Origin of the sequence: Streptomyces sp. NPDC026673 (genome assembly GCF_040638135.1) — a bacterium.
In the GTDB taxonomy this organism is placed as follows: Bacteria; Actinomycetota; Actinomycetes; order Streptomycetales; family Streptomycetaceae; genus Actinacidiphila.
This window is the reverse complement of the sequence record NZ_JBEZXR010000069.1, coordinates 12,849-25,990: the sequence shown is the minus strand read 5'-3', so window position 1 is coordinate 25,990 and position 13,142 is coordinate 12,849. Positions and strand designations below refer to the sequence as shown.

General features: G+C 71.8%; 6 protein-coding genes. 2 read left to right on the top strand and 4 right to left on the bottom strand.

The window, feature by feature from the left end; genetic code table 11:
- Positions 1 to 96: 96 nt before the first annotated feature.
- A complete protein-coding gene (locus AB0F62_RS33265; protein ID WP_361807975.1) occupies positions 97 to 1,122 on the bottom strand; it encodes a zinc-binding alcohol dehydrogenase family protein in 1,026 nt (341 codons plus the stop codon).
- A gap of 104 nt (positions 1,123 to 1,226) precedes the next feature.
- Here AB0F62_RS33265 and AB0F62_RS33260 point away from each other — a divergent pair, with 104 nt between their 5' ends.
- A complete protein-coding gene (locus tag AB0F62_RS33260; RefSeq protein WP_361807972.1) occupies positions 1,227 to 2,180 on the top strand; it encodes a LysR family transcriptional regulator in 954 nt (317 codons plus the stop codon).
- An 86-nt stretch (positions 2,181 to 2,266) separates the two neighbouring features.
- On the opposite strand, the gene AB0F62_RS33255 is transcribed toward AB0F62_RS33260, so the two are convergent.
- The 3 genes from AB0F62_RS33255 to AB0F62_RS33245 all read right to left on the bottom strand — a co-directional run bounded on the left by AB0F62_RS33255 (position 2,267) and on the right by AB0F62_RS33245 (position 5,517).
- Entirely contained in the window at positions 2,267 to 3,208 is a 942-nt protein-coding gene (locus AB0F62_RS33255; protein ID WP_361807969.1) for an L-dopachrome tautomerase-related protein, read from the bottom strand.
- A gap of 443 nt (positions 3,209 to 3,651) precedes the next feature.
- Positions 3,652 to 4,650 (bottom strand): TDT family transporter, encoded by a 999-nt coding sequence (locus tag AB0F62_RS33250; RefSeq protein ID WP_361807966.1) that lies wholly within the window; start codon positions 4,648 to 4,650, stop codon positions 3,652 to 3,654.
- Between the two features lie 117 nt (positions 4,651 to 4,767).
- Complete coding sequence (locus tag AB0F62_RS33245; RefSeq protein ID WP_361807963.1) at positions 4,768 to 5,517, bottom strand: aspartyl/asparaginyl beta-hydroxylase domain-containing protein; 750 nt, start codon at positions 5,515 to 5,517, stop codon at positions 4,768 to 4,770.
- A 384-nt stretch (positions 5,518 to 5,901) separates the two neighbouring features.
- On the opposite strand from AB0F62_RS33245, the gene AB0F62_RS33240 reads away from it, so the two are divergent.
- Positions 5,902 to 13,131, top strand: coding sequence for an amino acid adenylation domain-containing protein (locus AB0F62_RS33240; RefSeq protein WP_361807960.1), 7,230 nt, complete (start codon positions 5,902 to 5,904; stop codon positions 13,129 to 13,131).
- The last annotated feature ends 11 nt before the right edge of the window (positions 13,132 to 13,142 follow it).

Below are 13,142 nucleotides of genomic sequence, written 5' to 3'. Positions count from 1 at the left end.
TTGGAGTGTTCCCCTACTTCCGGCAGGGCACGACGCGGCTGCGACCGGGGTCGGCGGCCCTGACCGGGGGCCGTTGGCCGCCCGCCTGCCCGGGGATCAGAATCCGGTGAGGGTGATCTTGCCGATCGCGGTGCCGGACTCCAGGATGCGGTGGCCTTCACGGAGATTGGCCGCGTTGACCGGCCCGAGGTCCCGGTGGGCGGTGGTGGCGAGGACGCCGGCGTCCACCAGGCGTGCCACCTGGGTCAGGATCTGATGCTGCCGCACCTGGTCCGGAGTCCGGAACAGGGAACGTGTGAACATGAACTCCCAGTGGTAGGAGATGCTCTTGGCCTTCAGCACGCCCAGGGGCAGGGAGTCGAAGTCGTCGATGGCGACGATCTGGCCGAAGGGCCGCAGCGCCTCGGCGTAGTCGGCGAGGTTGCGGTCGGTGTTCGTCGTGCTGAACACATGGGTGATGCCGTCCGGAGCCACCTCGGCGAGCTGGGGGGCGAGCGGCTTGCGGTGGTCGACGATGTGCCGGACGCCCATGCGGTGGGCGAACTCCACGGTCTCGGGGCGGGACGCGGTGCCGATGACGGTCAGACCGGTCAGGGCACGCGCCATCTGCGCCGCGATGGCTCCCACGCCGCCGGCGGCGGCGGTGATCAGCAGTGAACCGCTGTGCTGCAGGCCGCCGTTCTGCAGGCCGAGCCTCTCGAAGAGGCCTTCCCAGGCGGTCAGGGAGGTCAGCGGGAGGGCGGCCGCCTCGGTGAAGCCGAGCGTGGCGGGCTTCAGGGCGACGATGCGCTCGTCGACGGTGTGGAACTGCGCGTTCGCCCCCGCCCGGTCGATGGCGCCGGCGTAGTACACCTCGTCGCCCACCCGGAACATCCCGACCCGGTCGCCGACCGCGACGACGGTGCCCGCGGCGTCCCAGCCCAGCACCTTCGGCTCGCCGCCCGGGTCGTTGCCCTGCCGGACCTTGTAGTCGACGGGGTTGAGCGCCACGGCCTCCACCCGCACCAGCAGATCGTGCGGGCCGGGCCGGGGCACGGGAAGCTCCAGGTCGACCAGGCTCTCGTCGTCGGTGATCGGCAGGCTCTTGCGGTAGCCGACGGCACGCATCAGGGCGCTGTTCATGGAATGACTCCGTTTGCGGTGGTGGTGGCCAGTGCACTCAGGGTGCTCCTCGACCTGTCCATGCGTCCAAGTACTGCCTGGCATCGTTCCCATATGCTGGACACATGGCGACGCTGCGACAGCTGGAATATCTGGTGGCCATCGTGGACGAGGGGTCGTTCACCCGGGCCGCCGAGAGCCTCAACGTCACCCAGCCCGGGCTGTCGCACCAGTTCCAGGCGCTCGAACGCGAGGTCGGAGGGCCGCTCCTCGAACGGCTCCCGCGAGGGGTACGGCTCACACCCGCGGGGCGGTCGATGCTGCCGCATGCGCGTGCCGCCCTTGCCGAGGCCGGACGGGCCACCGTCTCGGCCCGCCGAGCCGCGGGCGTCGCCACGGGCGAACTGCAGCTGGCGACGCTGTACTCGATCAGCCTCGGCGTCCTGCCCACCGTCCTGGGCCTGTGGCGCGCGCAGCACCCCGAGGTGCGGATCCGGCTGTTCGAGCACCGGCGCGCGGACGACCTGGCCAGGGCCATGGCCGCGGGCCAGGCGGACGTGGCGGTGGGCCCCCTGCCCGAGGACTGGGAGGGGACCGCCCGCCACATCGGTGCCGAGGAGTTCCTGGTCGTCACGCACGCCGGTGATCCCGCCGCGACGGCGGCCTCCGCTCCCGACGTCCCGCTGCCGGACCTCGCGGACCGCGAGTGGGTGCACTTCATCCCGGACAGCGGCCTGGCCGACGTCCTCGAGGCCGCGTGCGCGGCGGCCGGTTTCCGCCCCCGCGTCGCCGTGCGCACGGAGCAGGCGCCGACCGCCATCGGGTACGCGGCAGCCGGGCTGGGGCCGACACTCGTGCCCGCCAACACCATTCCGCCGCACTTCGGCGGCGCCTTCCTCCGGCCCGACCCGCCGGTGAGCCGCCGGCTGAGCGGATACACCCGCACGACTCCGGACCCGGTGACCGCGAGCTTCCTGGAAGTCCTCGGCGAGCACGCCCCTCTGATGCCCCACCACGTGGCCAGGCGCCTGCGCCCGACGGGCCGATCGACACGACGTTCCGGGGCGCGGCGGGAGTGAGGCCGGCCGCACCGCGCTCCGCTTCGACAGACCCATGGGCGGTGGCGAACCCCCTGCGCGCACGGGGACCGCTGGAGTCGCGCGGCCTACCGGCGCGCCGGACCGGCGTCCACCGTCACGCGGTAGAGCACGTAGGGCTTGCGCCGGAGGTCGGCCCCGGAGTTGTAGGCGGGCTGCCGGTTGAGCTGGTTGGCGATGACGTACAGGTTCCGGTCGTAGCCGATCGAGAGGGTATCGGGCCAGATCAGCCGGTCGTCGCGGACCAGAGTGCGATACCGCCCGCCGGGGTCCCGGACGACGAGCGCGTTGTGTTCGATGTCCCCTCCGTACACGCGTCCCGCGGCATCGGCCTCCAGCCCGTCGGACATGCCCTTCCGGCCGAGGTCGCGCACGGTCTTCGCGATCTGGGAGTCGGGCACCCGGCGGTCGGCCAGACCGTCGGTGGGGACGGAGTACAGGGTGCGGCCGGAGAGCGGGCAGTAGTACAGCGTCTTGCCGTCCCGGCTCAGGGCGATGCCGTCCACCCCGATGTCGATGGGGCTGGTCGGGCCGTGCGCCGGGCGGTTGAGCATCCGCTTCCCCTCGATCACGGGCACGAAGTCCGGGACGGGCCGGGTCGAGGGCTGGTTGTCGAGCCGGCGCCACGACGTCCCGGAAGCCAGGTCCACGACGATGAGACCGTTGGGGCCGTCGGGTGAGGCGTCGGTGAGGTACGCGGTGCCCGCCTTGCCGCGGGTGAGGTCGAACCGTACGTCGTTCACGAAGCTGCGCGGTCCGGCCACCCCGCGTGGCAGGACGATCGTCCGGACGATCTTGTCGGTGCGCAGGTCGATCGCGACGAGCTTCGGGCCGCCCTTCGGTGCGTCGCCGAACTCGATACGGCCGGTGTCCACCACCCACAGCCGGTCAGCCGCGTCGACCACGACGCTCTGCACACCCAGGAAATGGTGCGCGGGATCTTTCGTGTCCGCTGTGTTGACGGCGTGATCCGGATACGGAACGGCCTTTCCGTCGCGTATCTCCGCCACGGAATAGGGAACCTTGTCGCCCCAGTGCGGGAAATTGACGAATATCCTTCCGGTGCGCGATACGGTCACGCCGGTCGGCATGGCGCCGTCGAATTCAGCCACCGGTCGCAGGCGCTCGCTCTTCTGCGCGGGAGCGGTGGGGGGTGGCTCTCCGGAGCCGGTCAGCGCGGTGCCGTGGGCGGTCTGGACGACCCCACCGCCGATGCACAGCGCGGTTATCAGAGCGATGACGCCACGTGTCGAAGCTTTTCTCCCAGTCACGTCCTCCCCCTGTTCCGGGAAGTGGGGAGTGGGCATTTCCTGTCAACCTATGACCGGGCTGTGGGGGCCGCAACCGTGAGCGGACACGCTCGGTGTTCCGGTCGGAACCCGGTGGAATCTCCGTGCGCGATCCCGGGGAGGAACGATTCGGCCGGGGGCCGCGGCGGTCGTCGGCGGACCGCTCATGCGGACGGACCCCCGGCGCCGCCCCGCGGCTCGGCCGCCTGGGGCGGGGGCGCCGCGGGCGGGAGTTGGCCCCGGGCGAGAGCGACCAGCGTCCGCGCGGCGATGCCGCCGATGAGCACGGTGATGGCGCCGAGGAGTACGCAGGTGTACACGCCGGCCCCGGGCGGGCCCAGGCGCTCCACCCAGTGGATCGCGACGGCGGCGACCGCGGCCCAGCTGAAGGTGAACGCCCAGGTGCTCGGCATGAAGGGCAGCTTCAGGTAGGCGGGGAGCAGGCGCAGCTGGGCGAGCACCATCAGCAGTCCGTAGCCGCCGAGGAAGGCCGCGATCGCGTCGATGGAGTCGTTGAACAGCTTGAAGTACGCGAGGCTGGCCACGGCGGCCGGGGCGACCTCGATCGCCAGCGTCGGCAGCAGAGGGGGAGGCGGCAGGGGGCGGAACAGCAGCCGTCCCATGATCACCGAGCCGAGGATCATCCAGCAGACCGCCCCCAGGCCGAACATCACCTGGCCCAGCCGCTGCTGCCCCACCGCCCCCGCCGACGCCGCGGCCAGCAGACCTCCGGCGACCGTCGGCAGGAAGTAGCCGGGATGGAAACGGTCGACGTCGACCCGTCCGTAGATCCACTGACCGGTGAACCAGGCGCCGAGCAGCACGGTGAGCACGAGGAACACGTCCACCAGCACCCGTCCGGCCGTCGGCGCGCGGGCGTACAGGCCGTTCGCGGCGATCACCATGGGGACGATCACACACAGCGACGCGAACGGCCCTGCCGCGGGGTCGGTCAGGTCCCGTGCCAGGGACCGTGCCCGCCCCGCGTGGTCGAGGTAGGCGACCGTCACCAGCAACCACACGGCTGCCGAAAGGATCAGCAGCGCGTCTCCGACGCCCCGTGGCACACGACCGGCTTCGGCGGCGATCAGCCACACGTCGGCGAGGCCCACGAGACCGAAGGGCATGCCGAAGAAGTTCAGGGGAATCGGTCGCTTTGTCATGGTATGAGGAATTATCGCAATCAACGCGAGCGGCTGTCATGTGGCCCACGCGTCGGACGGCGAGGTGCCGACCGCCCGGCAGGGGTCGGCGCGCCCGCCCGTCGGGCGCGCCCGGGGTCAGCCCATCATCGTGCGGATCTCCGTCATGAGCGTGGTCAGCGCGGCCCGTTCGGGCGGTGTGGTGTCCGGGTGCCAGAGGTCCACGAGGAGACATGTCCGGGTTCGTGTTCCGTGGTTCCACGCCTCGTGCTCGAAGGAGTAGTCGAACAGGCACTTGCCCTCCTGCCACTGCCGTGTCTCGCCCGCGACGCGTATTCCCGCACCGTCCGGGATGTCGATGGCCAGATGCAGGTTGATGCTGAAGTTCCACAGGTCGCAGTGGGGCGCGATGGAGGCGCCGGCCAGCAGCGTCGAGAAGTGTGACTCCAGGAGCGGGCAGATGATGCCCGGCTCGACGGCGTTCTCCTCGAGCACCCGGAACGCGGTCGGCGCTATCGGTGCGGACTCCGGTACGAGAGCGCCCTCGCGGTAGAGGTACAGGGCCTGCCAGTTTCGCTGGCGGACCAGGTAGTGCTCGTAGTCGGAGAAGCTCTCCCGCCGCCGCGCCCAGGCCTCCTCCTGTTCGGCCTTGATCTGCGCGTGGTTGCTCTCCAGCGCAAGGATCAGCGGCAGCAGTTCGGGGTAGGCGTACGGGTCGTGCCAGGGGGTCTGCGGAATGCCCGGCAGTACCCATTTCGCCGCCCGCTGGAGCGGGTGGCGCTGCTCGGCGAGGCCTCGCGGCTCCAGCATCTGCTCCACCCGTGCCAGCGAGTCGGCACCGTGTTCCGCCTTGATGGCCGCGAAGTGTTCGTCGATCTCCGGTGTCACTGCTGTCTCCCTGGGGGCTGTTCGTCACCGCGTGCGCCACGAGTGGCACCTCAACTCGAGGTGCGCACCACGGGGAAGTCGCGCTCGGGACTGCGCGGCCGGGGGCGGGCTGTCACACGCCCCGGCACTTCCACGTCAGTTGATCGCGCGCTTCATGCACTCATGGTGTGCACGTGTGAGGCGGCGACCTGAACAGTGTTCGTGGGAAAGGGAGATGGGACGTGAACGCCAGAAGTGACCGTCGTGGCCGCCTCCTTCGCCTCGGTGACGCGTGGCGGCCGATGTGTCCATGACCGGGGCCGTGAACATTCCCGGACCAGTGTGATGTGTCACGGCATCACATGTTCCCTTTAGTGTCACACCGTGTTGGTCAAGATCGCCTCTATGGTTGCGCGGAATCCGATCACCCCCAAGCAGGCAGGGAGTTCCGTGAGAGAGGCAGTCGTCGGTCATGCGGCCGCACCGGAGCGCGTTGGCCCGGTCGATGTCTGGGCGGCCGTCACCGCGTGGGCACATCGTGCTCCTCAAGCGGTGGCGATCGTCGAGCACACGAACGTGACGACGTACGCGGAGCTCGTCGAGCAGGTCACGGACCTCGCGGCGGAACTCGACGCCGGCGGCGTCCGGGCCGGGGATCTGGTCGGGATCCGCCTGCCGCGCGGCCGCCGGGCGATCGTCGCGATGCTGGCGGTGTTGCGGGCGGGAGCCGGATACGTGCCCGTGGACCCCGCGTATCCGGCGGAGCGCACGCGGATGATGCTCGAGGACACCCGTCCCCGCGTCGTCGTCGACCAGGACGGGATCTCCGCATACGGGCCCGCCGGGAGCGGGCCCGTACAGCCGGGCACGGCGTACGTCATCTTCACGTCCGGCTCGACGGGCCGGCCCAAGGGCGTCGCGGTGCCGCGGACCGCCCTCGACGCCTTCTGCCGCGCCGCGATGGACCGGTACGGCCTGAACGACCGCGACCGTGTGCTGCAGTTCGCGTCGCTGAGCTTCGACGCCAGCGTCGAGGAGATCTTCCCCGCGCTCGCCGCCGGCGCCGCGATCGTGCTGCGCGACGATGACATGATCAGCCGGCCCGATGTGTTCCTGAACCGCTGCTCGGAGCTCGGCGTCACGGTCCTCGACCTGCCGACCGCCTACTGGCACGAGCTCGTGACGGCCCTGGTGCGCGGTGAGGCCACCTTCGCGGCGACGGTCCGGCTGGTCGTCATCGGCGGCGAGGCGGCCCGCGCCGACCTGGTCCGCGGCTGGCAGGACGCGGTCGGAGCCTCCGTGCGGTTGCTCAACACCTACGGGCCGACCGAGACCACCGTGGTGGCCACCGTCGCGGAGCTGACACGGTGGAACGGTGACCAGGTGCCGATCGGTCACCCTCTGCCGGGGGTCACCTGCCGGGTCGTCGATGCCGAGGGCGGGGAGGCGGACACCGGGGAACTGGTGATCGGCGGCGCCGGCGTCGCCACGGGCTACCTGCACAGACCCGACCTCACCGCGGACCGGTTCCGCCCCGGACCCGGCGGCGGCCGCGAGTACCGGACCGGTGACCGGGTCAGGCGTGCGTCCGACGGCGGCCTGGTGTTCCTCGGCCGGCTCGACGACCAGGTGAAAATCCGCGGCTTCCGTATCGAACCGGGCGAGATCGAGGCCGCGTTGCGCGCCGACGACGCCGTGTCCGACGCCGTCGTCCGGGTGGAGGAACGCGCCGGGCAGCAGCGCCTGGTCGGCCATGTCGTCGCGCTCCCGGAGACCGATCTCGCGGCGGTGCGCAGCGGGCTCCGCCGTCGACTGCCGGAGTACATGGTCCCCGCCGTGCTGATCGGGCACACGTCGTTCCCGCTCACCCCGCAGGGCAAGATCGACCGGCGGGCCCTGTCGGAGGCGGCCGGGGAGGCACCCGTGTCCTCCGAGGGCCTCACGCCGGCGCAGGCCGAGATCGCCGAACTGTGGGGCGCCCTGCTCGGCGTCGCCGAGATACGGCCGGACGACGACTTCCTGGCACTCGGCGGCAACTCCCTCGCCGCGGTCCGGCTCATCGGCGCCCTGCGGCAGCGGTACGGCGTGGACGTCACGCTGAGCCGGCTGTTCGCGGCGCCGACCCTGGCCGCGGTGGCCGAGTTGATCACCCCACGTGCCGACGTCGACGAAAGCCCTGCCGACGTCGGGGAAGGCCCCGCAGGCGTCCGGGAAGACCCCGCAGACGGCCTGCCCGAGGGGGTGGAGCTGCCGCTCACGCCGCTGCAACGCGACTTCTGGGTGGCCGAGCGCATCTGCGCCGACCTGCCCGCGCACACCCTCGGAGTGCGCTTCCGGTGGAGCGGCCGCATCGACACGGCGGCGATGTCCCGGAGCCTCGACGAACTCGTCCGGCGGCATCCGCTGCTCCGCGCCCGCTTTCCCGACGACGGCACCGAACCGCGGATGGTCATCGGCGAGCACGGGCACATCCCGCTCACCGAGCACACCGGGGCGGACGGCGCCGTCACGGTCGAGGACACCGACCTCGTCGACGGGCCTTTGGCGCGGGCCATCGTCGTCCGCACCGGCGACGACGACGAACTCGTGCTGCTCATCCACCACCTGGTGTACGACGGCTGGTCCGGGGCGGTGCTGGGTGACGAGCTGGCCGCGCTCTACCAAGCGGCACTGAGCCACCCTCAGGCGGCCGACGGCCTCGGTACGGCCGCGGCGCTGCCCCCGCCCGCCGCCGTGCCCGACCTGGCCGCGCGCTACGCCACCGCCAGGCAGGACGCCGGCCTCGCGGCGTACTGGAGGGACCGCCTCGACGGCGCCGACCTGGACATGGAGTTGCCGGCGGACCGGCAAAGGCCCGCGGCCCGCTCCTTCGCCTCGGCCCGCATCGGCCGACGGCTCGACCCGGAACTCGTCGCGCGGCTCACCGACTGCGGCACAGCCCATGGCGCCAGCCTGTTCATGGTGGTGCTCACCGGCCTGCAGTCCCTGCTGGCCCGCTACACCGGGCGTACCGACATCACCGTTCTGTCGCCGGTGGCCGGCCGCAACAGCCCCGGGCTGGAGGGCGTGGTCGGACCGCTGCTCAACATCCTGCCGCTGCGGGGTGACGTCGCGGGCGATCCTTCCTTCGCCGAACTCCTCGGCCGGGTCCGTGACTCCACGCTGCGCGATCTCGACCACCAGGACCTCGCCCTGCCCGACCTGGTCGCCACGCTGCGGCAGCCCGGCAGCGGAAACCGCAACCGGCTCAGCCCGGTCGTGCTCACCGTGCACAACATGCCCACGCCTCGGCACGAGGCCGTGCGCTACATCGGCGAGGTTCCGCCGGCCGCGACGCTGGTGGACCTCTCGGTCAGCCTGGACTTCCCCGCCGGCGGACCGCGGCTCAGCATCGACTACGCGACCGAACTGTTCGACCCCGACCGCGTCGAGGCGCTGCTCGGGCACCTGCTGACCCTGCTCGAGGCAGCCGCCGCCGACCCCGGGGCGCCGGTCGCGCGGCTACCCCTGCTCGGCGCGGAGGAGCAGCAGCGGATCCTGCACGACTGGAACGACAGCGCCATCGCCCTCCCGGACGCGACGACCCTGCACCAGCTCTTCGAGCGCCGGGCCGCGGCCACTCCGGACGCGCCCGCCGTGACCTTCCGCTCCACGACCATCAGCTACGGCGAGCTCAACGGCCGCGCGAACCGGCTGGCCCGCAGGCTGCGGGCCGAGGGCGCGGGCCCCGGCGACCGGGTCGCCATCAGCCTGGACCGGGGCATCGACCTGTTCGTCGCCATGTGGGCCGTGCTCAAGGCCGGGGCGGCGTACGTACCGCTCGACCCGGCCTATCCGCAGGACCGCCTCGACCACATGCTGCGGGACAGCCGGTCGAAGGTGCTCGTCGACGCCGACTACCTCCGGGGACCGCTGCCGTCCGACCGCGGCGACCTGACGCCGGTGAACAGCGGCTCCGACGCGGCGTACGTGATCTACACCTCCGGATCGACGGGGAAGTCCAAGGGCGTCGTCGTCAGCCACGGCAACCTGGTGCACGCCGTCGCCATGTGGCAGCACGCCTACCGCCTCGAACCGGGGTGGACGTACCAGCAGGCGGCCAGCTTCTCCTTCGACATGTTCGTCGGGGAGACCCTGCGGGCGCTGTGCACGGGCGGCCGGCTGGTCGTCGTCCCCCGGGAGACCCTGCTGGACCCGGCCGAGCTGTACGACCTGATGCGCGCCGAGCAGGTCCAGTGCACGGAGCTGGTCCCGGCGGTCCTGCGCAACCTGCTCGCCCACGCCGAACAGTCCGGACAGGGACTGGATTTCGTGCGCCTGCTCATCGGCGGCGGCGAGAAGTGGCACGTACGGGAGTACGACCTGGCCCGCCGGCTGGTCGGACCCGGCAACCGGGTCGTGAACGCGTACGGGGTCACCGAGGCGACGGTCGACAACGTGTACTTCGACGGCCCGGTGCACCACCTCGCCGACGAGGCCCCGCTGCCGATCGGCCGCCCGTTCCCGAACAACCGGGTCTACGTCCTCGACGCCCACGGCCGGCCGGTGCCCCCGGGGGTGGTCGGCGAGCTCTACCTCGGCGGTCTGGGCGTCGCGACCGGCTACCACGACCGCCCCGAACTGACGGCCGACCGCTTCGTGCCCGACCCGTACGCGCCCGGACCCGGTGCCCGCATGTACCGCACCGGCGACTCCGCCCGCTACCACCTCGGCGGCGACGTCGACTTCCTCGGCCGTCTCGACGACCAGGTCAAGGTGAACGGCTACCGGGTGGAACTCGGTGAGGTCGAAGCCGCGCTCGGAGCGCTGCCGGACGTCGTCGCGTGCGCGGTCGCGGTGCACACCCTGCCCTCCGGCATCGCCCAGCTCGTCGGATACGTCGTCACCCACTCCGCCCTGCCGCCGGACGAGACGCTGATCCGTGACGCGCTGAGCACCACGCTGCCCGTCCACATGGTTCCGGCCCGGCTGATGAGCCTGCCGGCCCTGCCTTTGACGCCGAACGGCAAGCTCGACCGCCGCAAGCTGCCGCCGCCCGGCGACGACGGCGGCAGGGCGTCCGGCAGCGCTCCGCGAACGCCGCTGGAGGAGCGCATCGCGGCCGCGTGGAAGGAGGTGCTCGGCGTTGAGGGGATCGGCATCGACGACGGCTTCTTCGCCCTCGGCGGTGACTCCTTCGGTGCCCTCCGGCTGGTCAGGCGCATCGAACCCGCGCCGACCCTGGTCGAGCTGTACCAGCACCCGACCGTACGCCGGCTCGCCGCCCTGCTGGAGGCACGTGATTCCGCGGCGGTCGTGGAACACGGGCTGCTGCACCGGCTGACGCCCGCCGACGCCGACCCGTCCACCGGCGGGGTCACCGTCGTGGCCGTCCCGTTCTCCGGGGGCAGCGCCATCGCGTACCAGCCGCTGGCCGCCGCCCTTCCGGACGGCTGGGCCCTGCACGCCGTCGAGTTGCCGGGCCACGACCTGACCCGGCCCGACGAGGCGCTGCTGCCCGCCGCCGAGGTGGCGGAACTGGTCCTGACCGAGATGAAGGCGATCGAGGGACCGGTTCTGCTGTACGGCCACTGCCTCGGCGTCGCGGTGACCGTCGAACTGGCCCGGAGGGCGGAGGAGGCGGGTCTGCCCCTGGTCGGCGTGGGGCTCGGCGCCGGCTTCCCCACGGCCCGGCTGCCCGGCCGGTTCTTCGACTGGTTCCACCGCCTGGTACCCACCGACCGGTTCACCTCCGACCGCGAGTACCTCGCCTACCTCCGCGGGCGCGGCGGCTTCACGGACGTGGACGACCCGGAGCAGGAGGCGTTGGTGCTGCGCAATGTGCGCCACGACGCCCGGGACGCCGAGGAGTACTTCACCGCGGCGTACCGGACGGAAACCGAGCCGCTGCGCGCACCCGTGCTGGCTGTCGTCGGCGCCCGCGACCGGGTCACCGAGCACTACCAGGAACGCCACCAGGAGTGGCGGCACTTCTCCGCCGACGTGGACCTGGCCGTCCTTCCGAAGGCCGGCCACTTCTTCGTCAAGAGCCACTCGGAGCCACTGGCGCGGGAACTGGTCGCGTTCGCCGGACGCTCCATGCCGGCAGCACCGCACGAACCACGCGAACCGCAGGCCGCGGAACACATGACGGGCCCGGAGCCCGAGCCCTCGCCGGACCGCGCCTCCGAGGGCGACCGCACGTCGCAGGAGGACCGCACCTCTCACGGGGAAGGCACCGCAAAGGGGGACCGCACACCGCCAACGGATCGCACCTCCCCGGCCGGCAGCGGCCCGCGGCGGAGGCGCTCGCTCGAGCCGAGCCTGCGACGCTTCGCGCTGGTGGCCTTCGGCCAGTTCGTGTCCATGATCGGCAGCGGACTCAGCGCGCTGGTCCTCGGCATCTGGGTGTTCCAGCGGACCGGATCCCTCACCGACTTCGCCACCGTCAACGCCGTCGGCCTGCTGCCCGGCATCCTCGCCGGGCCCCTGGCCGGAGTCGTCGCCGACCGCTGGGACCGCCGCACGATCATGCTCGCCTGCGACGGTGCCGCCGCGGCGGCCATCGGCACCCTGGGCGCCCTGATGTTCACCGGCGGCATGCAGTTGTGGCACGTCTACCTCGCCGTGTCGGTGACCTCGCTCGCGGGCGCCTTCCAACGGCCCGCCTACCTCGCCGCCATCGCCCAACTCGTGCCGAAGCGGTACCTGGGGCACGTCGGCGGAGTCACCCAACTCGGCATCAACGTCGGACTGGTCTTCGCCCCCATGCTCGGCGCCGGCCTCGTGGGCCTGATCGGCGTGCCCGGCGTACTCGTCCTCGACATGCTCACCTTCGCCGTCGGCGTGCTCACCCTGCTGGCGGTCCGCTTCCCCGACCTGATGTTCCGCCGCCGTGAAGAGACCTTCCGCACCGAGATCACCGCGGGCTGGCGCTACATCGCCCGGCGACCGGGGCTGGGCGCGGCGCTGCGCTTCTTCGTCATCGACCACGCCTTCTACACCCTCGGCTTCGCCGTGATCACGCCGATGCTGCTGATCGAGCAGAGCCCCGCGGTCCTGGGCCTCGCCCTGGCCGCGGGCGGCCTCGGCGGGCTGTCCGGCAGCCTGCTCATGGGCCTGTGGGGCGGCACCGTACGACGCGCGAACGGTCTGATCATCTTCATGGGCGTCGGCAGTCTCGCCATGGCGGTCGTCGGCGCCCGCACCACACCCACCCTCGTCATGATCGGCATGTTCCTGGTGGCTTTCGGTGAATCCCTCGCCGAGGGCCACTGGATCGCCCTGGTGCAGACCAAGGTCGGTTTCGAGCTCCAGGGCCGGGTCCTGTCGATCTTCATCACGGTCATGCTGCTGACGATGCCGCTCGGCTACCTCGTGGTCGGACCGCTCGCCGAACGCTACGTACAGCCTCTGCTCGTGCCCGGCGGCGCGCTCGCCGGAACCGTCGGGCCCCTGCTCGGAACCGGCCCCGGCCGCGGTCTGGCACTGCTCGTCGTCGTCAGCGGCCTCCTCCAACTCGCATGGGCGGTGCGCGGGTGGTTCAACCACCGACTGCGGCTGCTCGAAGACCACCTGCCCGACGCCGTACCGCCCGCCGAGATCGGCTCCCGCGACGACCTGCAGCGCGAAGCCGACGCCCTGCTCACCCGCTAAGGAATCCCCTT

Excerpts from the sequence above, each read along its gene's own strand:
- AB0F62_RS33265 (WP_361807975.1), bottom strand. The coding sequence starts at position 1,122 with ATGAACAGCGCCCTGATGCGTGCCGTCGGCTACCGCAAGAGCCTGCCG.
- AB0F62_RS33240 (WP_361807960.1), top strand. The coding sequence starts at position 5,902 with ATGGTTGCGCGGAATCCGATCACCCCCAAGCAGGCAGGGAGTTCCGTG.
- AB0F62_RS33250 (WP_361807966.1), bottom strand. The coding sequence starts at position 4,650 with ATGACAAAGCGACCGATTCCCCTGAACTTCTTCGGCATGCCCTTCGGT.
- AB0F62_RS33260 (WP_361807972.1), top strand. The coding sequence starts at position 1,227 with ATGGCGACGCTGCGACAGCTGGAATATCTGGTGGCCATCGTGGACGAG.